This is a genomic window from Rugamonas sp. FW305-51, assembly GCF_058786935.1.
In genome coordinates this window covers 57427-79710 of the sequence record NZ_JBYSZG010000015.1, presented here as the reverse complement: position 1 = coordinate 79710, position 22284 = coordinate 57427, and the positions used below count along the sequence as shown (strand labels likewise).

The window sequence follows — 22284 nt, the reverse complement described above, 5'->3', positions numbered from 1 at the left end:
CATGCGCGCCATCAAACCAGGGGAGATCGCCTGCTTCCTGTCACTGCTGGGCCTGATCCTGCTGCTGGGCGTGGGCAGCACGGCGCTGCTGCTGGGGCGCTTGCCGCTGGGCGACTTTCGCGGCGTGCTGCTGGTGCTGGCCGGCGTGGTGCTGACCTACCTGTGGGCCTTCCTCGCCTACCGTCTGTTCCTGCTGGCCGTGCCGCTGCGCGAAGGGCCGGTAGCGCCCGGCTCGCGCGACGAATTCGCCGCCAACGTCAACATCCTGTTCTACCTGATGCTGTTCAACTCCCTGATCCGCACCCACTTCCTGCCGGTGCCGCTGCTGCGGCTGGTGTACCTGGCGCTGGGCGCCCGCCTGGGCGCCAACACCTACAGCGCCGGCGTGCTGCTCGACCCGCCCCTGACGCGCATCGGCGCCAACACCATCATCGGCCATGACGCCGTGATCTTCGCCCACGTCATCGAAGGCAGCCGCATGGAATTGAAGAGCGTCACCATCGGCGACGGCGCCACCATCGGCGCCACCGCCGTCGTCATGGCCGGGGCGTGGATCGGGGACGGCGCCATCGTCTCGGCCGGCGCCGTGGTGACCAAGGATACCCGCATCGAAGCGGGCGAAGTGTGGGGCGGGATACCGGCCCGGCGCCTGAAGGGGCCGGCCGGCGCGGCATAGGCCCGCTGGTGGACGGCTGCCGGTTTTCTTTACAGTGGCCGCCGCCAGGGTAGGCGGCCCCATCCAGACTAACGTCCCAAGTCCTTGTTTGGATGGACAAAAATTCCGATGGCAGGGATTTTGCTCAGAACATTACACAAAATCCGGATACGGGTTTTGCGACAAAACAATTGGCCCAACTTTCCCTGGAGGCATACATGAACATCCATCCAACCGCGCTGCCGGGCGCGCTCGCGGCAGCGGCGCTGGCCGCCGCCCTGGCGGCACCGGCCGCCGCCGTAGCCGATCCGCTGATCGGCCTGTCCACTGCCGGCAACGGCATCTACACCACCTATGCCGACCTGTGGACCAACGTCACCGACACCGGCCTGGCCAGCGGCTTCATCCCCGGCCTGACGGTGGGCCCGGGCGGCTCCCTGCCCTACCTGACGGAACTGCGGACCCAGATGGTGATCGGCACCATGACCAACAGCAACATCCCGGCCCTGGTCACCCCGGCCGGGCTGAACAGCACGTTCGAGATCAGCAAGATCGTGCGCTTCCAGGAGCTGGTGGACGCCCAGACCCCCACCACCGCCCACTTCACCCTGCCCGGCAGCCAGTCGGCCGCCATGGATGTGGACCCGGGCCATGCGGGCGTCCAGAACGTGGCCATCTTCTTCGACCAGCTGGGCACCAGCAAGGCCATACCGGGCAATGGCGCCGGCACGGTGGCCTGCTATGGCGCCGGCGTCACGTCGGTGGGCTGCGGCGCCAGCGGCGGCGATCCCGACGGCGACGGCACCCTGATCCTGTCCGGACACCTGGTGTTCCACGACGCCAGCTTCACGGCCAGCGGGCCGGTGGGCACGGGTTCGTTCGACTCCCGCTTCATGATCGATTATGTCAACCCGCTGTTCCTGGACATCACCACCAACAGCATCTTCCTCGACAAGTTCACCGGCACCACCAACGTGCCGTCCTTCTTCACCCCGGACACCATGTGGGACGGTACGGCGCCAGACCCGGGCGGCGTGCCATTCCTGAAGGTGGATTCATCGCAAAGCTTTGCGGCTGTCCCCGAACCGGCGACGCTGACGCTGATGGGTCTGGGCTTCGCCGGCCTGGCGCTCGGCCAGCGCCGCAGGCGGGCCGCCTGAGCAGCTGCCGCAGTGGCGACACGTTTCCCCTTGCATCCGGCAGCCCCTGCCGGATTTTTTTACACTGCCGGGCATTATTCCGCTCCCGTTCTACCAAGCTCAAGCCAAGTCCTTGTTTTTCCTATGAAAATAAAACCTAGCATGGAATTTGCAATGTTCTGGCTACGATCCCTCGCCGGGGTCCATGCAGCACCAACCCGTATGTGACCGTGCTTTACTTTACTTGGGAGTAGCCATGAAACACTTCAACCTCACGCTGGGCGCCATCGCCATCGCCGCCACGATGGCCGCCCCCACGGTGGCCCACGCCGGCGCCACCATCGGCCTGTCCACGCTGGGTAACGGCGTCTACAACACCTATGCCGACCTGTGGACCAATGTGACCGACACGGCCGTGGCCACCGGCTTCATTCCCGGCCTGACGGTCGGCCCCGGCGGCGCCGCCCCGTACGTGACGGAACTGCGCACCCAGAACGTGGTCGGCACCATGAGCAACAGCAACATCCCCGCCATCGTCACCCCGCCCGGGCTCAACGCGGGCTTTGAGCTGAGCACCGTGGTGCGCTTCCAGGAGCTGGTCGACGCCCAGACGGCCACTACGGCCCACTTCACCATGCCCGCCGCCCAGTCGGCCGCGATGGATGTGGACCCGCTGCACGCCGGCGTGCAGAACTTCGCCGTCTACTTCGACAACCTGACGCCCGTGGCCGGCCCCAACAGCAAGGCCGTGCCGGGCAACGGCAGCGGCACCGTGCGCTGCTACGGCACCGGCGTCACGTCGGCCGGCTGTACGGGCGCCGGCGACACGGATGGCGACGGCACCCTGATCCTGTCGGCCCACCTGATCTTCAACGACGCCAGCTTCACGGCCGCCGGGCCGATCGGTACCGGCTCCTTCGATTCGCGCTTCATGATCGACTACGTCAATCCGCTGTTCCTCGACGTGGTGACCGGCTCCATCGTCAGCAACAAGGAAACGGGCACCACCAACGTCCCGTCGTTCTTCACGCCGGACGTGATGTGGGACGGCACGGCGCCCACCACGGTACCGGAATTGAAGGTCGATGGCTCGGTCAGCTTCTCGGCCGTGCCGGAACCGGCCACGCTGGCCCTGATGGGACTGGGCTTCGCGGGCCTGGCCCTGGGCACCCGCCGCCGTCCGGCAGCCTAGCCGCCGGTCGAACGGCGGCTCCGGCCCCTGTCCACGCCGTGGCCCGAGGCCCAAGCGACGGCCCAAGCTTAGGCCCAATCCACGGCCCAGGCTTAGGTACAAGCCGCGGTCCACGCTGCCGCCCAAGCCGCGGCCCCTACGGCAGCGGCGCGGCCGGGGCAGCCAGCGCGCCGGCCAGCAGCGCGCCGAAACGCTCGCCGGCCGGATAGTGCCGGAATTGCTGGGCGATCCGCAGCGCCGCACTGTAGACATGGGGCTGGTTCAACAGGGCTTCGGCGCAGCGGCACACGGCACCCGCGCTCAGCCGGTCCGCCCGCAGCAGGGCGCCGGCGCCGGCGGCCACGACGCCATGCATGTTGAGAAACTGGTCCAGGTTGCCGGCAATGCCCAGCACGGGCACGGCGGCCGTCAGCGCCTGCTGGCTGGTGGGACTGCCGCCGTTGCACACCACCAGGCAGGCGCGCCGGGCCGCCTCGTCGCCCGGCAGATGCGAGGCCACCCGTGCATTGGCCGGCACCGAAGCGGGCATGGGCTTGCCGGCCGTGGCCGCAATCACGGTCACGGGCAAGCCGGCCAATCCGTCCAGCACCTTGGACAGCAGGCCACCCTGACCGGAGCTGCCCAGCGTCACATACACCACCGGCAACTCGGGCGGCAGCATGTCCCACCATGGCGGCAACGCGACCGGCGGCGACCAGGTCACCGGTCCCAGATAGCGGTGGCTGGCCGGCATGGCCTGCGGCGCGAACAGTTCGGGAATGTCGGCGTAGGCGGTCCAGTCCGCATCCGTATAGACGCGCCGCAAGTCCCAGCCCAGCGACGGCAGGCCGTAATGGCGCCGTACCCGGTTCAGCGGCACCGTGTGCAAGGCGAACGCCAGCGGGCGCACCAGACGGAACAGGCCGTCGGCCAGCGCCAGCGGCAGATGGCGGGACAGGGGGATGGCGGGCACGCTGTAGTGCTGCCGCACATGGGGGCTCCAGTAGGCATTGCTGATCGTCACATACGGCAGGCGGGCCAGCCGGGCGCTGACGGACAACGACAGGCGAAAGTCGCCCACCACCAGGTCGGGCTGCGCCTCGGTCAGCAGGCGCATGTCGTCTGCCACATAACGGCGCAGCGTCGCCTCGTCATACACGGGCTTGCCCGCCGCCAGCGCGGCCAGGAACTGGGCGCCGGCAATGCTGCTGATGGGCCAATACTTCAGCGCGCCGCCAGCCAGCATGGCTTCATGGCCGGGCGCGCAGGCGAAGTGCACATCGTACTGGCGTGCGTCGAGCATGCCGGCCAGCGCCAGCGGCCGCCCCACGTGGGCCAATGTTACGGCCTCGGCCACAAACAGGATTTTCTTGCGCTTCATGCTGTCCGCCTCCACTAGCAGCTTGCAGCGCCCCGGCCCGTGCCGTTTGAGGCAGCGCAAAAGTGAGCCATGACGCGACCATGACGCCAGCGGCCCGGCAACGAGCACCTCGCAAGGCAGCGGATGGCATGCCGCAAGGCACCGGCCGACGTCAGCTGATTAGATACAGATCAAAGCCCTTGGTTAGCGCGGGCTTATATTTTTCCTCGTAGCACCACCTCCACCGTCCTGCCACCAACGACGCGCCGCCAATACGGCGCCTGAGCCAACCGACATGCATAGAGAACGCCACAGCGTGATCCCGTACCGGGCGACCGGATAACCGCGCCATGTTCAATTTCGAACGCTCCAGCCTGAGCCAGAAACTGACCATGATCGCCGTGCTGTCGACCGGCAGCGCGCTGTTGCTCGTGTTCGCCGTGTTCGTGGCCACCACCGTGCTCAGTCACCGCGACAGCGCGCAGCGCCAGCTGTCGTCGCTGGCGGCCGTGATCGGCGCCAGCGGCACGGAGGCGCTGCTGGCGTCCGACCGCCGGCGCGCCGGCCAGACGCTGGCGGCCTTGGCCGTCAAGGACGACATCGTGCAAGCGGCCCTGTACGACGGCGATGGCGCCTTGCTGGCCAGCTACGACGGCGCCGCCCAGCCGGCCCCGCCGCCGGAACTGGGCAGCACCGGCCTGGCCGCCCTCGGCGAACACGGGCGCACCGAGGCCAGCGGCAGCCTGTGGGCGCCCGGCATACGGCTGTACCGTCCCGTGCTGCGCGGCGGACAACTGGTGGGCGCCGTGATGATAGAGGCGGTCCAGACCGGCATGTGGCTGGACATCGTCAAATACGTGGGGGCGGCCGGCGTGGCCGCGCTCGTCTCGTTGCTGGTGGCGCTGATGATGGCGACCCGCTTCCGGGCCAGCATCGCCGAGCCGGTGGCCAGCCTGATCGCCGCCGCCCAGCGCGTCACCAGCAGCCAGACCTACGCCCACCGCCTGCAGCACCAACGCCACGACGAGCTGGGCGTGCTGATCGACAGCTTCAACAACATGCTGGCCCAGGTCGAGGGACGCGACGCCAAGCTGGCCCAGTACCGCGACCAGCTGGAGCGCCAGGTGGGCGTGCGCACGGAGCAGCTGGAGAAGGCGAAGAACGCGGCCGAGGCGGCCAGCCAGGCCAAGAGCGCCTTCCTTGCCACCATGAGCCACGAAATCCGCACCCCGATGAACGGCGTGCTGGGCATGACGGATTTGCTGCTGGCCACCCCGCTGACGGAGCAGCAACGCCACTACACGAGCATGGTGCAGCGCTCGGGCGAGCACTTGCTGGTCATCATCAACGACATCCTGGACTTCTCCAAGATCGAGGCCGGCAAGCTGACGGTGGAATATATCCACTTCAATTTCCGCGAACTGCTGGACGACATCGACAACGTATTCGCGCCGCAAGCCCAGGCCAAGGGCATACGGCTGGAAATGATGATCGCCAACAATATCCCGATCGCCATCTGCGGCGACCCCAACCGGCTGCGCCAGGTCATCGTCAACTTGCTGGGCAATGCCGTCAAGTTCACGGAGACGGGCAAGATCACGGTCAAGGTGGCCGTCACGGACGAGGACGCGCAAGCCGTGGGCTTGCGTTTCGAAGTGCACGATACGGGCATCGGCGTGTCGAGCGAAGCGCGGGCCCGCATCTTCGATTCGTTCTCGCAGGCCGACGGTTCCACCACCCGCAAGCATGGCGGCACGGGGCTGGGGCTGGCCATCTCCAAGCAGCTGGTGGAATTAATGGGCGGGAAGATAGGCGTCGACAATGCGCTAACGCAAGGTTCCATCTTTTGGTTTGCCGTAAATTTTGACAAGCGCCGCGTCGATGCCGACGATCATTCCTTCAATCGCAAACTTACCCAAGGGCTCAAAGCTTTGATCGTCGATGAAAATCCCGCCAGCCGCGCCGGACTGGAACGCCTGCTGGCGAGCTGGCACATGGCCTGCGACAGCACCGGCGCCGGCGCCGCCCTGGAACTGCTGCAGGAGGCGGCCACCCGCGGCCAGCCCTACGACGTCGCCCTGCTCGACATGGAATTGCCGCGCACCAGCGGCCTGGCGCTGGCGGCCGCCATCCGGGCCGACGCGGCGCTGGCCGGCGTCAAGCTGCTGCTGCTGAGCACGGAACGGGAAGCGGCCGACGCCGTGCAACGGCGCGAAGCGGGCGTGGCCTTCCAACTGATCAAGCCGGCCCGCGTGTGCGACCTGTACGATTGCATCACCGCCCCGGCGCGCGGCGCCGACGGCGCCCGCCCGCCGCCGCCGCCCACGCGCAGCGAGGCGCTGCGCAGCGCCGCGGCGCATGGCGAAGCGGCAATCCCGGCGATACCGGGCGGGCTGCGCCCCGCCCTGCCCGCCGCCCGGCCCGCCGGCGCCGCGCTTGACGGCGCCGCGCTCGACGGCGGCGTGTCCGCTACGCCGTCCGCGACGCCGCGCCCGCGCAAGCGGCGCAAAGTGCTGCTGGCGGAAGACAATCCCGTCAACGTGGAAGTGGCCAGCGCCATGCTGGAAGGACTGGGGCTGGAAGTGTGCCGTGCCAGCAATGGCGCCGAGGCACTGCAATCGGTGCAAACGGAACATTTCGACCTGGTCCTGATGGACTGCCAGATGCCCGTCATGGATGGCTTTGCCGCCACCTCGGAAATCCGCCGTCACGAGCAGCAGCAGGGTCGGGCGCGCAGCCTGCCCATCATCGCCATCACGGCCAACGCGCTGCAGGGCGACCGCGAATCGTGCCTGGCGGCCGGCATGGACGACTACCTGAGCAAGCCATTCACCCAGCTGGCCCTGGGACAGACCATCGCGCGCTGGCTCAAGCTGCCGCGCGCCGCCCTGCAACAGCCGCTGGCAGGGTCGGCGCCGGCCCGGGCCGCCGCGACGGCAGGGACGGCGCCGGCGGCGACAGCGACGGTTGCAACGACGGCGGCAACGACAGCACCGGCGCGCCCGCCATCGCCGACACCGGCCATCGCGCCCGCATCGGCAACGGCAAGCGCGACTGCGACTGCGACTGCGACTGCGACCGCGACCGCGACCGCGACCGCGGCGACGGATGCGCCTACCCGTGCGCCCGCGCCGGCCACTGCGGTGGCAACAGCGCCAGTTGCCGCCGCGCCGCGCGACATCATCAACCGCCAGGCGCTGGAAAACATCCGCGCCCTCAGTCCCGCCAACGGCAACGCCCTGCTCGAGCGTGTGCTGCAGGCCTACGTCAAAGACACGCCCACGCATCTGCAAACGCTGCGCCTGGCCGTCGCCGCGGCCGATCCCAACGCCCTGCGCAAAGCGGCCCACAGCCTCAAGTCCAGCAGCGCCAACGTGGGCGCCGAAGCGTTGGCGCAGATGTGCAAGGAAATGGAACAGCTGGGCCGTAACGACAGCACGGAAGGCGCCGCCGACATGCTGGCTGGCATGGAGCGGGAATTCCAGGCCGTACGCCAGTCACTCAATACCATCCTGGAAAAGGAAACCTGACATGGCATCGCCCCTCTCCCCCAAACGCGGCCTGGTCCTGGTCGCGGACGACGATCCCGTCATGCGTCTGCTGATGCGGGAAATGCTGGACCAGGTCGGCCTCGACACGCTGGAAGCGGAGGACGGCGCCCAGGCGCTGGCCTGCTACCGCAGCATGGCGCCCGACCTGGTGCTGCTGGACGTGGACATGCCGGCCATGGATGGCTACGCCGTGTGCCGCGCGATCCGCGCCGAGGAAACCCACGTCACCGTCCCCATCATCATGGTCACGGGCAGCGACGAACTGGAGGCCGTCACCCTCGCCTACGAGGAGGGCGCCACGGACTTCGTCTCCAAGCCCATCAACTGGCCCATCCTCGGCCACCGTGTGCTGTACGTGCTGCGCGCCAGCGACGCCATCGCCCGCCTGCGCATCGCCGACGCCCACAACCGGGCCGTGCTGGCCGCCATCCCGGATACCTTCTTCCGCCTCAACAAGGATGGCTATTACCTCGACTACGAACAGGGCCACGACGCCAACGCCGCCTTCGCCCTCGAACAGTGCGCGGGCCGCCACCTGAGCGAAGTGCTGCCGGAGGACATCGCCCGGCGCCTGCTGGAACAGGCCCAGGCCGTGCTGGCCAACCAGCAGATCCGCTCGGTCGACTACGAACTGGTGCGGCACGACGCCATCCACCACTTCGAAGCGCGCCTGGTGGCCACCGGCCCCGACGAGGTGCTGGGCCTGGTGCGCGACATCAGCGAACGCAAGCGCACGGAAGAGCAGATCCGGCGCCTGGCCTACTGCGACAGCCTGACGGGCATCCCCAACCGCCAAGCGTTCCTGGAAACGCTGGAGCGCGAACTGGTCCGCTCGCGTCACGGCGGCAAGAAGTTCGCCGTGCTGTTCATGGACCTCGATTCATTCAAGCGCATCAACGACACGCTGGGCCACAACGTGGGTGACCATCTGCTGAAAGCGGTCTCGGAGCGGCTGCGCGAAACGATACGGCCCAGCGACCTGGTGTCGCGCGCCGAGCAGCATGGCAACAACCTGGCGCGCCTGGGCGGCGACGAATTCACCATCCTGATTCCCGACCTGGAGCGGGTGGAAAACGCGCTCAACGTGGCGCACCGGGTCAAGGAAGCGATGCGCCGGCCGTTCCTGATCGATGCCCACGAAATCTTCGTCACGGCCAGCATCGGCATCTCGCTCTACCCGGAGGACGGGGAAGACTGCAACTCCCTGCTCAAGTACGCCGACACGGCCATGTACCACGCCAAGAACTGCGGCAAGAACAACGCCAAGCTGTACAGCTCGTCGCTGACCATGCAGATCATGAGCCACGTCAAGCTGGAGGTGGGCTTGCGGCGCGCCTTGCAGAACAACGAGCTGTACCTGCTGTACCAGCCCCAGATCGACGTGCCCAGCGGCCAGATCGTGGGGGTGGAAGCGCTGGTGCGCTGGCGCCATCCGGAACGGGGCATCATCTCGCCCACCGAGTTCATCCCGCTGGCCGAGGAAACCGGCCTCATCGTGCCGATCGGCGAATGGGTGCTGCGCACGGCCTGCGCCCAGGCCCGCGTCTGGGCCGACATGGGCCCGCAGCCGATACGCATGGCCGTCAACCTGTCGGCCAAGCAGTTCAAGGACGACAACCTGACCCAGGTGGTCCTGTCGGCCCTGCAGGAAACGGGCCTGGCGCCGCGCCTGCTGGAACTGGAATTGACGGAAGGCACGCTGATGGACGATGCGCGCGCCACCATCATCACGCTGGACCAGTTGCGCGGCATCGGCGTCTACCTGTCGATCGACGATTTCGGCACCGGCTACTCGTCGATGAACTACCTCAAACGCTTCGACGTGCGCGCGCTCAAGATCGACAAGAGCTTCATCAGCGGCCTGCCGCAGGATTCGGAAAACGCCGCCATCACGCGCGCCATCATCGCCATGGCGCACGGGCTGAAGATGGCCGTGGTGGCGGAAGGGGTGGAAACGGACGAGCAATTGGTGCTGCTGGAGCAGTACGGCTGCGACCTGGCCCAAGGCTACTACCTGGGCCACCCCTCGCCGCCCGAATCCATTACGCTCATGTTGAGCAACCAATATGCGCTGGCCACACCGGCGATATGAAAATGCGGCCCAGAGTTATGTCGGCAGCTGGGAATGAGATATGGCCATTATTCACGTCGACAGAAATGGGCTGCAGCATGCCATCGCACGCCATACAGAAAACGGCTTCACAAAATATGCCGCCAAGAGTAAATTCAAGTCTGATGTGGACTTGCTCGAAATGATACGGCTGGCGTCCGCCCGGGAGCCCATCGTACAAGCCGGCGGCAAGCTTGCCTATATCGTCGATATTGGCCGAAATATTGGTACGGAGCAGCATGGCGGCGCTACCTCCATCGTCACCGTCATCACGCAGCCCAACGGCGTGCTGATCACGTTATTTCCGGGCCGCCCGTAGGAGTTGCCATGTCGCTCGATTTTGCCGTGCTGACCGAAGATGGGAGCCCCGCCAACAGCATTGCGTTGCCGCCGGTATTACATCAAGAACTGATGGCGACGGCCGCCGAATATGGCCTGGACCAGCTCCTGCGCTTCGAGGAATATTACGACGACGTCGAAGTGGCGCCCACCGATTTGCAGGCGCTGCGGCATGATATTTCTACATTGCAGCACCACCTGCAACCGGGTGAGCTACGCGCATTTCTGGCCAGGCTAAACGGTTTGATTATCGACGCGGCGGCGCGCAACACGGCCCTGCACGCCATTTCCGACTGACCATCAAAGCACCTTATCCTGCCTGAAGGCCGCGATCTCCTGCGCGCTGTAGCCTAGCGCGGCCAGCACTTCGTCGTTATGCTGGCCCAGCGCCGGCCCCATCCACTTGGTGTGGCCGGGCGTGGCCGACAGCTTGGGCGAGATGGCCGGCAGCTTGACGGGCGTGCCGTCCGGGAACTGGTGCTGCTCGAACATGTCGCGCGCGAGGAACTGCGGGTCGCTCATCATGTCGCGCACCGAATAGATCTTGCTCGACGGGACATCGGCCGCCTTCAGCACGGCCAGCGCCGTGTCGATGTCCTGGGTGTCGCACCAGGACTGGATGGCATGGTCGATCTCGGCCGTGCGCGGCACGCGACCGTCGTTGCGGGCCAGTTGCGGATCGCCGGCCAGGTCGATGCGGCCGATGGCCAGCATCAGCCGCTTGAAGATGGCGTCGCCATTGCCGGCGATGACGATGTTGTCGCCGTCGCGCGTGGTGTAGGTGTTGGACGGCACGATGCCGGGCAGCGCGCCGCCCGTGCGCTCGCGCACCACGCCCGCGTGGTCGTATTCGGGCACCAGCGATTCCATCAGGTTGAACACCGATTCGTACAGGGCCACGTCCACCATCTGGCCCTGGCCATGTTCGCGCCCGCCCGTGGCGTCGCGGTGGCGCAGCGCCATCATGGCGCCGATCACGCCGTGCAGCGCGGCCACGGAATCGCCGATTGAAATGCCCACCCGCAGCGGCGGCCGGTCCGGAAAGCCGGACACATAGCGCAGCCCGCCCATCGATTCGCCCACGGCGCCAAAGCCGGGCAAGTCCTTCATGGGCCCGGTCTGGCCGAAGCCGGACAGGCGCACCATGATGGTGGCCGGATTGACGGCCTTCAGTTGCTCGTAGCCCAGGTCCCACTTTTCCAGCACGCCGGGCCGGTAGTTCTCGATGATGATGTCCGCTTCCAGCGCCAGCTGGCGGGCGATGGCGCGGCCCCGCTCATCCTTCATGTTGAGCGTGACGCTCTTCTTGTTGCGGGCCTGCACCGACCACCACAGCGACGTGCCATCCTTGAGCACGCGCCACTGGCGGATCGGGTCGCCCCCTTCGGGTGCTTCGATCTTGATCACCTCGGCGCCGAATTCGGCCAGCATGCGGGCGCAGAACGGTCCTGCGATCAGGGTGCCCAGTTCCAGGACTTTGATGCCGGCCAGCGGCCCGGCCAGGTTGCTTGCGGATGTCGTCATAGGGTCAGGTGAGATCAGGTACTGCGGCGGTCCAGCATCGCGCGGGCGATGGTGCCCGCGTCGACGTACTCCAGTTCTCCGCCGACGGGCACGCCGCGGGCCAGCCGGCTCACTTTGAGGCCGCGCGCCTTCAGCATCTCGCTGATGTAGTGCGCCGTCGCCTCGCCTTCATTGGTGAAATTGGTGGCCAGCACCACTTCGCTGACGACACCGTCGTTGGCCCGCGCCACCAGTTTTTCCAGGTGGATGTCCTTGGGGCCGATGCCGTCCAGCGGCGAGAGCCGGCCCATCAGCACGAAGTACAGGCCCTTGTAGGTCAGGGTCTGCTCTATCATCAGCTGGTCGGCCGGGGTTTCCACCACGCACAGCAGGCGGCGGTCGCGCCCCTCGTCGTCGCACATGTCGCACACTTCCTCTTCCGTGAAAGTGTTGCACAGGGCGCAGTGGTGCACCGCCTCCACCGCCTGGTGCAGGGCGCGCGACAGCATGTCCGCCCCTTCGCGGTCGTGCTGCAGCAGGTGGAAGGCCATGCGCTGGGCCGACTTGGGGCCGATGCCGGGCAGGCGGCGCAACGCTTCCGTCAGAAATTCGAGCGACTTGGACATGGACTTACGCCTGGCGGAACGCGCTCAGGGCATCGGCCGTCATGGTGGGGACGAATTCCGTGATCTGGTAACTGGCCATGCCGGCCTCGTTGAACGGATCGAGTTCGATCACGGCCTCGATGTCGGCCCGGCTGTCGGCCGTGGCCAGGATGATGCCGCCGGTGCGCGGCACCATGCGGCCCGACATGAGGAAGGTGCCGTTGGCATACTGCTCACGCAAGAATTCCCGGTGAGCACCGAGCAGCGTATCGATCTGCTCGGCCGGCTTCAGATACGTGAGCGTGATGATGAACATGGCAGTCGGTGTGGCTTAGAAAGGCATCTTGAAGCCGGCCGGCAGGTTCATGCCCGCCGTCAGGCCGCCCAGTTTTTCGGCGGAGGTCGCTTCAGCCTTGCGCACGGCATCGTTGAAGGCAGCGGCCACCAGGTCTTCCAGCATGTCCTTGTCGTCGGCCAGCAGCGACGGATCGATGGAAACGCGCTTGACGTCGTTCTTGCAGGTCATCACGACCTTGACCAGGCCGGCGCCGGACTGGCCTTCCACTTCGATCAGGGCCAGCTGGTCCTGGGCTTTCTTCATGTTGTCCTGCATTGCTTGCGCCTGCTTCATCAGGCCGGCCAGTTGGTTCTTCATCATGATGGGATTCTCCGTCAATTAAGGGTGGTATTCAGGTTCAGTTGGCAGCGGACGCCGCTTGCGGCGGCGGCACGATGGAGCCGGGCACCACGAAGGCGCCGAACTCGCGGATCATGCTGTTCACGAATGGATCGTTGGCGATGGTGTCCTCGGCGGCGCGCTGGCAGGCCGCGCGGAAGGCCTGCGCTTCGGCGCTGGCCGTGTACCAGGCCGGGCCCAGTTCCGCGTCCACGCGCACAGGGCGGTTGAAGCGCTCGCTCAGGGCCACCGTCAGCTTTTCCACGTTGCCCGGCGTGCGCCAGGTTTCGATCGGCACCTTCAGCTTGAACACGGCGCTGTTGCCGTCGATGGTGCAGCTGACCAGTTCGGCCTGCGTGGCCAGCTGCTGGGCCACGCCGCGCAGCGGCAAGGCGGCGGCCACGGCCGGCCAGTTGCCATCCCAGTCCAGTTCCGGCACCGGGGTGATCACGTAGGCATACGGCGCCTTGGCCGGCTGGGGCGCAGGCCGGACGGACGGCGCCGCCGGGGCCTGCTGGCTGCCCTGGCCACCTTGGCCGTGGCTGGCCTGGCCGCCTTGCGCGGCGGGCGCGGCGCCATAGCCGGCATCGGCAGGCGTATTCATGGCCACAGCCGTGTCGTCGGAAAACTCCGTCACCCAGGGCGGCAAATCGTCTTCAGGTTCTACTTGCCTGGGTGCGGGCGGCGCGACCTGCGGCGCCGCTTGCTGAGGGGCGGCCTGGCGTACCGGCGCTTCCAGCACGGCCGTCTGGCCGTCGTCCATCGCCATCGATGGCGGCATGTCTTCCCATGGCGCCGGGTTGCGCGGCGCGGCCGTGGCCGACGGCATGCCTGCCTGCGGCCTCATCGCCGGTGCCGAGGCCGAGGGAGCGCTGGGAGAATACGGTGCCGATACCGCTGTCGATGCTTGCGCCGACGGTGGCATCGCCGGTGGTGCTGCAGGCGGCGCCATGGCTGGCGGTGCCGCTTGCGGTACCACGGTTGACGGTGCCGCTCGCGATGCCACGGCTTGCGATGCCGCAGGCGATGCCGTTTGTGGCGTCACGGCTGGCGATGCCGTTTGTGGCGTCACGGCTGGCGATGCCGTTTGCGGCGTCACGGCTGGCGATGCGGCAGCAGGCGCACTGGCCGGCGGCAGCGGACGAGCGCCGCCGGTCGCTACCTTCGATGCGGCGCGCGCCGCTTCCAGCGCGGCATTGATGGCGGCGCGGGCCGGGCTGACATGCGCACTGGACGGCGCCGGTGCGGCTGCCTGATAGGCGGCAGCCGGTGCGGCCGCCTGCTGCGACACAACAGGCTGCGCCGCCGATGGCGTCATCGCCTGTGGCGCAGCGGCTTGCGCGGCCGCTGGCGTCATCGCTTGTGGACCAGCGGCTTGCGCGGGGGCAGGCGCGGCCGGCGCAATCGTCGCTTGTGGCGCCGCAACTTGCGCCGCCGGTGCAGTCATCGACGCACGGGCAACGGGCGCTGGTGCAGCCGCTTCACTGCGCGCCATCGCGGCGGCCGCGCCGGCCACGACCGCGGGCGGCGTCATGCTGGCGTGGCTGGCATTGACGTGGGCGGCGGCGCGGGCAGCGGGCGCGGGGGGGGGGGGGGGCCCCCACGGCAGCCGGACGCGACATGGCAGGCGCCGCAGCGGGCACACCTTCGGCGCCGCCTACGCCGGGCCGAAAGGCCAGCATGCGCAGCAGCGTCATCGAGAAGCCCGCATATTCGTCCGGCGCCAGGCCCAGTTCGTTACGGCCATGGACGGCGATCTGGTAATACAGTTGCACTTCTTCCGCATCGAAGGCGGCGGCCAGGCGCACGATGTCCGCATATTCTGGCAAGTCGGCCGGCAGCGCGGCGGGCACGGTCTGCGCCAGCGCGATCCGGTGCAGCAAGGTGCCCAGGTCCTGCAGCGCGCCGTTGTAGGACAGGCTGCGGGTGGCCATTTCGTCGGCCACGGCCAGCAGGTCGGCGCCGTCCTGGTTGGCCAGCGCATCAAGCAGGCGCACCAGGTAGGACTGGTCCAGCGCGCCCAGCATGCCCTGCACGGCGTCCAGCGTCACTTCGCCGGCCGCGTAGGCGATGGCCTGGTCCGTCAGCGACAGCGCGTCGCGCATGGAACCGTGCGCGCCCTGCGCCAGCAGGCGCAAGGCCGGCTGCTCGAAGCTGATGCCTTCCTGGCCCAGGATGTTGTCCAGGTGGCTGATGATGTGACCGGGCGGCATCTGCTTGAGGTTGAACTGCAGGCAGCGCGACAGCACCGTCACGGGGATCTTTTGCGGGTCGGTGGTGGCCAGGATGAACTTGACGTGCTCGGGCGGCTCCTCCAGCGTCTTCAACATCGAGTTGAAGGCGTGGTTGGTCAGCATGTGCACCTCGTCGATCATATAGACCTTGAAGCGGGCATTGGTTGGCGCATACACGGCCTGTTCCAGCAGCTGCGCCATTTCATCGACGCCGCGGTTGGATGCCGCATCCATCTCTATATAGTCAACGAAGCGGCCGGAGTCGATCGCGGTGCATGCTTCGCACACGCCGCACGGGGTGGCGGTGATGCCGCCGTTGCCGTCCGGGCCGATGCAATTGAGCGATTTGGCCAGGATGCGCGACAGCGTGGTCTTTCCCACGCCGCGGGTGCCGGTGAACAGATAGGCGTGGTGCAGCCGGCCGCTGTGCAGCGCATGCGTGAGCGCGCGCACGACGTGCTCCTGGCCGACGAGCGTTTCGAAGTTCTTGGGGCGGTATTTACGGGCGAGGACTTGATAGGACATGCTGAGATTTTACCGTAGATAGCAGGGGTGCGGGTCTATCCTGCGCCGCCTGCGCGCCAGGACTATGCGCCGCGTTGGCGGGCGCACCAAAGGGGCAATTGTAACAAGCTGCCGCAGCCTTGGCTAACAGTGGCCGGCGCTGGACCAATTTGCACTTCCAGCAACACGATAAATCGGACGAAAACAGGCGCACCGAAGAGGGAAGCCTGGCGCGGATGCGATACGGTCATATGAAGAGGTGACTGGACAGCGGCCATGCGCTGGCTCCAGAAACAGAAAAAGCTGCCGAGGCAGCTTTTTTGATGTATCCCGAAGGAGGCGAGCCTGATCTGCGGCACTTATGGTGAACGGCCGTGGCTGCTTCGTTCCCGACCTGACCAGGTTAGCCATGCCACAATGCGCAGGGGCCCGCCAGCCGCCATTATAACCGACCCTGCGCGATCGTGGGAAGGGATCGCTTTACAGACCCAGCTGCTGCCAGATTTCATCGACCCGCGCCTTCACGGCCGGCGTCATGGTGATGGTCGTGCCCCACTCGCGGCTCGTCTCGCCCGGCCACTTGTTGGTCGCGTCGATGCCCATCTTGCTGCCCAGACCGCTCACGGGCGAAGCGAAGTCCAGGTAATCGATGGGCGTGTTGTCGACCAGCGTCGTATCGCGCGTGGGATCGACGCGGGTCGTGATGGCCCAGATCACTTCCTTCCAGTCGCGGATATCGACATCCTCGTCCACCACCACGATGAACTTGGTATACATGAACTGGCGCAGGAAACTCCATACGCCGAACATCACCCGCTTGGCGTGGCCCGCGTACTGCTTCTTGATCTGCACCACGGCCATGCGGTAGCTGCAGCCTTCCGGCGGCAGGTAGAAGTCCGTGATCTCGGTGAACTGCTTTTGCAGCAGCGGCACGAACACCTCGTTCAGCGCCAGGCCCAGCACGGCCGGCTCGTCCGGCGGCTTGCCCGTATAAGTCGAGTGGTAGATGGGATCGCGGCGCATCGTGATGCGGTCGATCGTAAACACAGGGAAGGCATCCTGCTCATTGTAATAGCCGGTATGGTCGCCGTACGGTCCCTCCAGCGCATGCTCGTAGCCGGACGGGTGGTTCTGGTCCGGGTAGATATGGCCTTCAAGCACGATCTCGGCCGACGCCGGCACGCGCAACTCGCTGCCGATGGCCTTGACCAGCTCCGTGCGGCTGCCGCGCAGCAGTCCCGCGAACTGGTATTCGGACAGGCTGTCGGGCACGGGCGTGACAGCGCCCAGGATGGTGGCCGGGTCGGCCCCCAGCGCCACGCAGACGGGGTAAGGCTGGCCCTTGCTCTGGATGGCGTGCTCGCGGAAGTCCAGCGCCCCGCCCCGGTGCGCCAGCCAGCGCATGATGACCTTGTTGGGCCCCAATACCTGCTGGCGGTAGATGCCCAGGTTCTGGCGCTTCTTGTTGGGTCCCTTGGTAATCACCAGGCCCCAAGTGATGAGCGGCGCCACGTCGCCCGGCCAGCAATGCTGGATGGGCAGGCGGGACAGGTCCACGTCGGCGCCCTCCCACACGATTTCCTGGCACGGCGCGCCCCGCATTTCCTTGGGCGACATATCCCACACGGCCTTGACCAGCGAGCCCAGGCCCAGCAGGTCCTTGAAATCGCGCGGCGGCTCCGGCTCCTTCAGGCGCGCCAGCACGTGGCCGATCTTGCGCAATTCGCTGATGTCTTCCGCCCCCATGCCCAGCGCCACCCGGCGCGTGGTGCCGAACAGATTGCCGAGCACCGGCATGTTGTGACCGGTCGGATTCTGGAACAGCAAAGCCGGTCCGCCGGCCCGCAAAGTACGGTCGCAGACCTCCGTCATCTCCAAAATTGGCGAAATGGGCACGGAAACGGGCCTAAGTTCGCCCATTCGTTGCAGTTGAGAAATAAAATCTCGTAAATCCGAATATTTCATGTTTTTTTAATTTTTTTTGACTGTGAACCACATTGATCAAAAATCCAGGACAAGTGGTTGATTTTATTGGTTTTAGCTGCAATGCAAGCAAAAAAGTAAGACTTATAAGTAATAACAAACAAATTCGTTAGTATTGACTGGATATAAAACGGCTTCTACAATTTGCCCTACTTGAAGAGGACACGGCCCACTGGCCCTATTTAGTTGTCACTCATTCATTCACGGAGTCGGGGCTCCACATGACATTTTAAGGAGTGTTTTCAAAAGGCGTCTGCCTTACCCCCGAAAAAAGTTGTATTGCCACTGATCAAATACCACAGGGAAAGATCAGCTCAAGCAAGCAATGACGGCGTCCAACGCGCGCTCCCAGCGGCGACGGACGAGGCTATTTCTGATGCACGGCATTAGCGATTCCATAGCTGCGTTCAACGCGGCGGGGGAGCGCTCGTTACGGACATTTCAGGGGAATTCTATGACTAATCGTTTTACCGCGGCAACGAAGTTTGCCCGACAACTGGCCAGCCAGCCAGCCGTGTGGTTCGCCACGACGCGCGTATCGGCCCGTGGCGTGCTCACCACCGCACAACACACTCTGACTGTATTGGGTATTTCGGCCCTGGTGGTTGTCGCTGTACTGTTCGCACGTCCCGACCTGGCCAAACAACTGAGCCAAAGCCTGCTGCAAGAACCGGCCGCCGAAGTGGCAGCCATCGTCGCCCCACCGCTGTCGGAACTGATGGAAGTACCTGCCGCCGCACCTGTCGTCAACAACGCGCCGCTGACGGCCGAGGAAAAAGCCCTGCTGGGCACCAAGAAGCAACAACAATGGGTCACCTCCTGGCTGTCCAAGCGCTACCATGTGGCGGGCGACGCGGCCAACATGCTGGTCTCCACGGCATTCCTGACGGCCCGTGAAATCAAACTGGACCCGCTGCTGATCCTGGCCGTGATGGCCATCGAATCGGGCTTGAACCCGTTCGCGGAAAGCCCCGTCGGCGCCCAGGGCCTGATGCAAGTGATGTCGAAAGTACACCACGACAAATTCCAGGAAATGGGCGGCGTGCAGGCAGCGCTGAATCCGGTGGCCAACATCCGCGTCGGCTCGCTGATCCTGAAAGATTACGTGACCCGTGGCGGCTCCGTGGAAGCGGGCCTGAAGACCTACGTGGGCGCCGCCGCGTTCGAGAACGACGACGGCTACGGCTCGCGCGTCCTGGCCGAGTACAACCGCCTCAAGCAAGTATCGGCCGGCAAGAAAGTACCGACTACCACGCCGATGATGGCCGCCGCGCCAGCGATCCAGAAAGACCCGGCCGTAGCCAGCAACGACAGGCTAGCCAAGGCCGACCAGCAGATCGCCGGGCTGTAATCCCCTCTTCCCGCGCTGCGTACTGCACCAAGCCACCGTCCAGGTGGCTTTTTTTATTCCCCATTCCCCCAGCGCAAAACCACAAAAAAATGGGGACGTACCCCTTTTTCAAAAAAATGGTGACGTACCCCTTTTTCGACCAACTCACCCCTAAACCGTTACGTCCCCAATTTGATCTTTATCAAATCGGGGTACGTCCCCATTTTTCCGCCTCCATTTTCTGACGCCCCAGTTGGGCCGGGCATGAAAAAAGCCACCGCTGGTTGCCCAGGGGTGGCTCTCGTCTGACGGGATAGACCGTTGCTTAGCGCTTCTTGTCGGCCGCCACTTCGTCGGGACGGATGCGGGCGGCCAGCTTGTCCAGCACGCCGTTGACGTATTTGTGGCCGTCGATGCCGCCGAAGGACTTGGTCAGTTCCACCGCTTCGTTGATGACGACGCGGTACGGAATTTCCAGGTTGTTCTTCAGCTCGAACGCGCCGATCAGCAGCACGGCGTGCTCGATGGGCGACAGTTCGCCGATGCCGCGGTCCACCAGCGGCGCGAAACTTTCGCGCAGCGCCACGGAATCCTTGATCGCGCCGTACAGCAGCACGGTGAAGTGGTCGCCGTCGGCCTTGTCGAAGCCGTGCGCGGCGCGGATGTTGTTGACCACGGTGGCCGCGTCTTCATTGTTGAGCAGCCACTGATACAAACCCTGCAACGCAAACTCGCGCGCGCGGTGGCGCGGCGTACGGTTCTTGCTAGGGTTGGCGTGCAAAGTTTTCTCTGTCATGGTTTCTTACCTGTTCTGATTACATACACTACAAATCCGGCCCGCTGCGCCCGCTCGTGACAGGCGCAGCCTGCCGTTCTTACTCTTCTTCAGCTTCGTCCTGGTTCAGTTCTTCCAGGGCGATGGCCAGGTTGGCCATCTCGACGGCCACACGGGCCGCGTCGGCGCCCTTGACGGCCATGCGCACTTCAGCCTGCTCGTCGTTCTCGGTGGTCAGCACGGCGTTGGCGATGGGGATACCATAGTCCAGGCCGATGCGGGTGATGCCGGCGCCCGACTCGTTCGAGACCAGCTCGAAATGGTAGGTTTCACCACGGATCACGGCGCCTAGGGCGATCAGGGCGTCGAACTGCTGCGATTCGGCCATCTTTTGCAAAATCAGGGGGATTTCCAGCGCGCCCGGCACGGTCACGTGCAGCACGTCTTCATCGGCCACGCCCAGGTGCTTGAGCTCGGCCAGGCAGGCCGACAGCAGGCCGTGGCAGACGTCTTCGTTAAAACGGGCCTGGACGATACCGACGCGCAAACCGTCGCCGGACATATTCGATTCGTAGCTTCCTACGGTCATGGCATACCTCTTCTTAATGTTGAATGATCTGTTTAGGGTTTACTGCTGAGGCTTGGTCATGTAGCCGGTCACTTCCAGGTTGAAGCCCGTCATCGATGGCATCTTGCGCGGGCTGGCCAGCAACTGCATCTTGCTCACGCCGAGTTCACGCAGGATCTGGGCGCCGATACCGTAGCTGCGCAGGTCCATGCTGGCGGCGCGGCCTTTCGGCTTCGCTTCCGGCTGGTCCAGCGCGGCGAACTGGGCGAACAGCTGGTCGGCCGTCTCTTCGCAGTTCAGCAGCACGATCACGCCGCGGTCGGCAGCCTTGATGGCGGCCAGCGAGGACGAGATGTTCCACGAGTGGGTGGTCGCTTCGGATTCCAGCAAGTCCAGGATGGAAACGGGCTGGTGCACGCGCACCAGCGCTTCCTTGTCCGGGCCCATTTCACCGTGCACCAGGGCCAGGTGGGCCGAGCCGCTGGGCTTGTCGCGGAAGGCGATCATGCGGAAGCTGCCTTGGGCCGTGTGCAGCGGACGCTCGGCGATGCGCTCGACCAGGCATTCGTTCCGGCTGCGGTAGTGGATCAGGTCGGCGATGGTGCCGATCTTCAGGCCGTGTTCCTTGGCAAACTCCAGCAGGTCCGGCAGGCGCGCCATGGTGCCGTCGTCCTTCATGATTTCGCAGATCACGGAGGCCGGGGTCAGGCCGGCCATGGCCGTCAGGTCGCAACCGGCTTCCGTATGGCCGGCGCGCATCAGCACGCCGCCTTTTTGCGCTTTCAGGGGGAAGATGTGGCCCGGCTGCACGATGTCGGCGGGCGAGGTGCCCTTGGCCACGGCCACCTGGATGGTCTTGGCGCGGTCGGCGGCGGAAATGCCGGTCGTCACGCCTTCGGCCGCTTCGATCGAGACGGTGAAATTGGTGCCGAAGGCGGTGCCGTTGCGGGTCGACATCATCGACAGGTTCAGCTGGTCGCAACGCTCTTCGGTCAGGGTCAGGCAGACCAGGCCGCGCGCATGCTTGACCATGAAGTTGATCGCCTCCGGCGTGACGAAATCAGCCGCCAGCACCAGGTCACCCTCGTTTTCGCGGTCTTCTTCATCCACCAGTATCACCATGCGGCCAGCGCGCAGTTCGGCGACGATTTCTTCAGTGCTGGAAATTGACATTTTTAATCCTTAGTAGCTGAGCAAGAACTTTCCTTAACCTGCTATTTTAAAGGATTTTGGCCCCGCCCATCCGCCGATGCGGGCTTTTATCCGGCTTTTACCGGCCAATTTTCTCTTTTTGCCCCGTATTTCCGGCCGCCGCTACAGCAGCACCTGGCGCGTCCGGCGCAGGAAGCTGTGCACCTGCTCCTCGATGGCGGGTTCCACCATCGTCAGCGGCCGCCGACCGTGCGGGCAAGGCAGGCTGGGCGTGGTGCCGAACAGGCGGCAAATGAGGGGCCGCTCGGCATAGGCGCCGCAGCCGGAGGCCCGCAGGTGCGGGCAACTCCAGTCCGCCAGCGCCCGTGCGCGCTCGGCGGCGCTGGGCTCGGGCAGGCGCGCCATTTCCTCGCTGGAGGCGGTGACGGGACCGCAGCAGTCGTGGCAGCCCGGCACGCATTCGAAGGCGGGGATGCGGCGGCGCAAGAAGCGCAGCTCGTAGACGCGCTCGCTCATGGCCCTGGCTGACCGGGGTGCGCTGCCACGCCATACGTTGTTGCAGTATTCATCATGTTTCCGGGTCAAAAATCATTATCATCCAATGATAATAGGAGCATCATAAAAAGCCT

Annotated in this window: 18 protein-coding genes, 1 other RNA gene and 1 pseudogene; 8 read left to right on the top strand and 12 right to left on the bottom strand. The window is 65.6% G+C overall.

From position 1 onward, the window contains the following. The first annotated feature begins 1 nt into the window (after position 1). From AC3WOS_RS12830 to AC3WOS_RS12820, 3 genes are all read left to right on the top strand, one after another. Entirely contained in the window at positions 2-676 is a 675-nt protein-coding gene (locus AC3WOS_RS12830; RefSeq protein WP_492716346.1) for an acyltransferase, read from the top strand. A 197-nt stretch (positions 677-873) separates the two neighbouring features. Then, positions 874-1815 (top strand): PEP-CTERM sorting domain-containing protein, encoded by a 942-nt coding sequence (locus AC3WOS_RS12825; protein WP_492716345.1) that lies wholly within the window; start codon positions 874-876, stop codon positions 1813-1815. Between the two features lie 235 nt (positions 1816-2050). Beyond that, entirely contained in the window at positions 2051-2986 is a 936-nt protein-coding gene (locus tag AC3WOS_RS12820) for a PEP-CTERM sorting domain-containing protein (RefSeq protein WP_492716344.1), read from the top strand. A gap of 136 nt (positions 2987-3122) precedes the next feature. Here the strand turns inward: AC3WOS_RS12820 and AC3WOS_RS12815 are convergent, their stop codons facing one another. After that, positions 3123-4346 carry a glycosyltransferase gene (locus tag AC3WOS_RS12815; protein ID WP_492716343.1) on the bottom strand — a complete coding sequence of 408 codons (1224 nt, stop codon included), beginning with the start codon at positions 4344-4346 and terminating at the stop codon, positions 3123-3125. Positions 4347-4675: 329 nt separating this feature from the next. On the opposite strand from AC3WOS_RS12815, the gene AC3WOS_RS12810 reads away from it, so the two are divergent. From AC3WOS_RS12810 to AC3WOS_RS12795, 4 genes are read left to right on the top strand one after another with little or no spacing between them, the layout of a single operon-like run. Beyond that, on the top strand, positions 4676-7855 hold the full coding sequence (locus tag AC3WOS_RS12810; protein ID WP_492716342.1) for a hybrid sensor histidine kinase/response regulator: 3180 nt from the start codon (positions 4676-4678) through the stop codon (positions 7853-7855). 1 nt (position 7856) lies between these two features. Further along, a complete protein-coding gene (locus AC3WOS_RS12805) occupies positions 7857-9968 on the top strand; it encodes a putative bifunctional diguanylate cyclase/phosphodiesterase (RefSeq protein WP_492716341.1) in 2112 nt (703 codons plus the stop codon). A gap of 40 nt (positions 9969-10008) precedes the next feature. Next, positions 10009-10305: a hypothetical protein gene (locus AC3WOS_RS12800; protein WP_492716340.1), complete on the top strand. Its 297-nt coding sequence runs from the start codon at positions 10009-10011 to the stop codon at positions 10303-10305. A gap of 8 nt (positions 10306-10313) precedes the next feature. Next, positions 10314-10622: a hypothetical protein gene (locus AC3WOS_RS12795; protein WP_492716339.1), complete on the top strand. Its 309-nt coding sequence runs from the start codon at positions 10314-10316 to the stop codon at positions 10620-10622. A gap of 3 nt (positions 10623-10625) precedes the next feature. Here the strand turns inward: AC3WOS_RS12795 and AC3WOS_RS12790 are convergent, their stop codons facing one another. The 7 genes and pseudogenes from AC3WOS_RS12790 to ubiD all read right to left on the bottom strand — a co-directional run bounded on the left by AC3WOS_RS12790 (position 10626) and on the right by ubiD (position 17812). Further along, positions 10626-11849, bottom strand: a complete 1224-nt coding sequence (locus AC3WOS_RS12790; protein ID WP_492716338.1) for a CaiB/BaiF CoA transferase family protein — start codon at positions 11847-11849, stop codon at positions 10626-10628. A 14-nt stretch (positions 11850-11863) separates the two neighbouring features. After that, on the bottom strand, positions 11864-12454 hold the full coding sequence (gene recR, locus AC3WOS_RS12785) for a recombination mediator RecR (protein WP_492716337.1): 591 nt from the start codon (positions 12452-12454) through the stop codon (positions 11864-11866). Between the two features lie 4 nt (positions 12455-12458). Continuing rightward, positions 12459-12749, bottom strand: a complete 291-nt coding sequence (locus AC3WOS_RS12780) for a YciI family protein (RefSeq protein WP_492716336.1) — start codon at positions 12747-12749, stop codon at positions 12459-12461. A gap of 15 nt (positions 12750-12764) precedes the next feature. Beyond that, complete coding sequence (locus AC3WOS_RS12775) at positions 12765-13091, bottom strand: YbaB/EbfC family nucleoid-associated protein (protein WP_492716335.1); 327 nt, start codon at positions 13089-13091, stop codon at positions 12765-12767. A 37-nt stretch (positions 13092-13128) separates the two neighbouring features. Continuing rightward, a pseudogene (gene dnaX / locus AC3WOS_RS12770) lies at positions 13129-15868 on the bottom strand (DNA polymerase III subunit gamma/tau). Positions 15869-16182: 314 nt separating this feature from the next. Then, an RNA gene (gene ffs / locus AC3WOS_RS12765) (signal recognition particle sRNA small type) lies at positions 16183-16281 on the bottom strand. A gap of 46 nt (positions 16282-16327) precedes the next feature. Beyond that, positions 16328-17812: a 4-hydroxy-3-polyprenylbenzoate decarboxylase gene (gene ubiD, locus AC3WOS_RS12760; RefSeq protein ID WP_492716334.1), complete on the bottom strand. Its 1485-nt coding sequence runs from the start codon at positions 17810-17812 to the stop codon at positions 16328-16330. A gap of 472 nt (positions 17813-18284) precedes the next feature. On the opposite strand from ubiD, the gene AC3WOS_RS12755 reads away from it, so the two are divergent. Continuing rightward, positions 18285-19181 carry a transglycosylase SLT domain-containing protein gene (locus tag AC3WOS_RS12755; RefSeq protein ID WP_492716333.1) on the top strand — a complete coding sequence of 299 codons (897 nt, stop codon included), beginning with the start codon at positions 18285-18287 and terminating at the stop codon, positions 19179-19181. 304 nt (positions 19182-19485) lie between these two features. On the opposite strand, the gene nusB is transcribed toward AC3WOS_RS12755, so the two are convergent. The 4 genes from nusB to AC3WOS_RS12735 form a co-directional block, all read right to left on the bottom strand. Further along, positions 19486-19956 (bottom strand): transcription antitermination factor NusB, encoded by a 471-nt coding sequence (nusB, locus tag AC3WOS_RS12750; protein ID WP_492716332.1) that lies wholly within the window; start codon positions 19954-19956, stop codon positions 19486-19488. Between the two features lie 79 nt (positions 19957-20035). Further along, positions 20036-20524 (bottom strand): 6,7-dimethyl-8-ribityllumazine synthase, encoded by a 489-nt coding sequence (gene ribH / locus AC3WOS_RS12745; RefSeq protein WP_492716331.1) that lies wholly within the window; start codon positions 20522-20524, stop codon positions 20036-20038. 39 nt (positions 20525-20563) lie between these two features. Next, the gene (ribBA, locus tag AC3WOS_RS12740; RefSeq protein WP_492716330.1) at positions 20564-21676 is read right to left on the bottom strand and encodes a bifunctional 3,4-dihydroxy-2-butanone-4-phosphate synthase/GTP cyclohydrolase II; all 1113 of its coding nucleotides are present in this window, start codon (positions 21674-21676) and stop codon (positions 20564-20566) included. 141 nt (positions 21677-21817) lie between these two features. Next, positions 21818-22171 carry a YkgJ family cysteine cluster protein gene (locus tag AC3WOS_RS12735; protein WP_492716329.1) on the bottom strand — a complete coding sequence of 118 codons (354 nt, stop codon included), beginning with the start codon at positions 22169-22171 and terminating at the stop codon, positions 21818-21820. Positions 22172-22284: the final 113 nt, after the last annotated feature.

What these genes read in the sequence shown, in the direction of transcription:
- AC3WOS_RS12820 (WP_492716344.1), top strand. Translation starts at nt 2,051, where the DNA reads ATGAAACACTTCAACCTCACGCTGGGCGCCATCGCCATCGCCGCCACG.
- AC3WOS_RS12825 (WP_492716345.1), top strand. Translation starts at nt 874, where the DNA reads ATGAACATCCATCCAACCGCGCTGCCGGGCGCGCTCGCGGCAGCGGCG.
- AC3WOS_RS12780 (WP_492716336.1), bottom strand. Translation starts at nt 12,749, where the DNA reads ATGTTCATCATCACGCTCACGTATCTGAAGCCGGCCGAGCAGATCGAT.
- ribBA (WP_492716330.1), bottom strand. Translation starts at nt 21,676, where the DNA reads ATGTCAATTTCCAGCACTGAAGAAATCGTCGCCGAACTGCGCGCTGGC.
- AC3WOS_RS12795 (WP_492716339.1), top strand. Translation starts at nt 10,314, where the DNA reads ATGTCGCTCGATTTTGCCGTGCTGACCGAAGATGGGAGCCCCGCCAAC.
- AC3WOS_RS12805 (WP_492716341.1), top strand. Translation starts at nt 7,857, where the DNA reads ATGGCATCGCCCCTCTCCCCCAAACGCGGCCTGGTCCTGGTCGCGGAC.
- ribH (WP_492716331.1), bottom strand. Translation starts at nt 20,524, where the DNA reads ATGACCGTAGGAAGCTACGAATCGAATATGTCCGGCGACGGTTTGCGC.
- nusB (WP_492716332.1), bottom strand. Translation starts at nt 19,956, where the DNA reads ATGACAGAGAAAACTTTGCACGCCAACCCTAGCAAGAACCGTACGCCG.
- AC3WOS_RS12800 (WP_492716340.1), top strand. Translation starts at nt 10,009, where the DNA reads ATGGCCATTATTCACGTCGACAGAAATGGGCTGCAGCATGCCATCGCA.
- AC3WOS_RS12755 (WP_492716333.1), top strand. Translation starts at nt 18,285, where the DNA reads ATGACTAATCGTTTTACCGCGGCAACGAAGTTTGCCCGACAACTGGCC.
- AC3WOS_RS12790 (WP_492716338.1), bottom strand. Translation starts at nt 11,849, where the DNA reads ATGACGACATCCGCAAGCAACCTGGCCGGGCCGCTGGCCGGCATCAAA.
- ubiD (WP_492716334.1), bottom strand. Translation starts at nt 17,812, where the DNA reads ATGAAATATTCGGATTTACGAGATTTTATTTCTCAACTGCAACGAATG.
- AC3WOS_RS12815 (WP_492716343.1), bottom strand. Translation starts at nt 4,346, where the DNA reads ATGAAGCGCAAGAAAATCCTGTTTGTGGCCGAGGCCGTAACATTGGCC.
- AC3WOS_RS12775 (WP_492716335.1), bottom strand. Translation starts at nt 13,091, where the DNA reads ATGATGAAGAACCAACTGGCCGGCCTGATGAAGCAGGCGCAAGCAATG.
- AC3WOS_RS12830 (WP_492716346.1), top strand. Translation starts at nt 2, where the DNA reads ATGCGCGCCATCAAACCAGGGGAGATCGCCTGCTTCCTGTCACTGCTG.
- AC3WOS_RS12735 (WP_492716329.1), bottom strand. Translation starts at nt 22,171, where the DNA reads ATGAGCGAGCGCGTCTACGAGCTGCGCTTCTTGCGCCGCCGCATCCCC.
- AC3WOS_RS12810 (WP_492716342.1), top strand. Translation starts at nt 4,676, where the DNA reads ATGTTCAATTTCGAACGCTCCAGCCTGAGCCAGAAACTGACCATGATC.
- recR (WP_492716337.1), bottom strand. Translation starts at nt 12,454, where the DNA reads ATGTCCAAGTCGCTCGAATTTCTGACGGAAGCGTTGCGCCGCCTGCCC.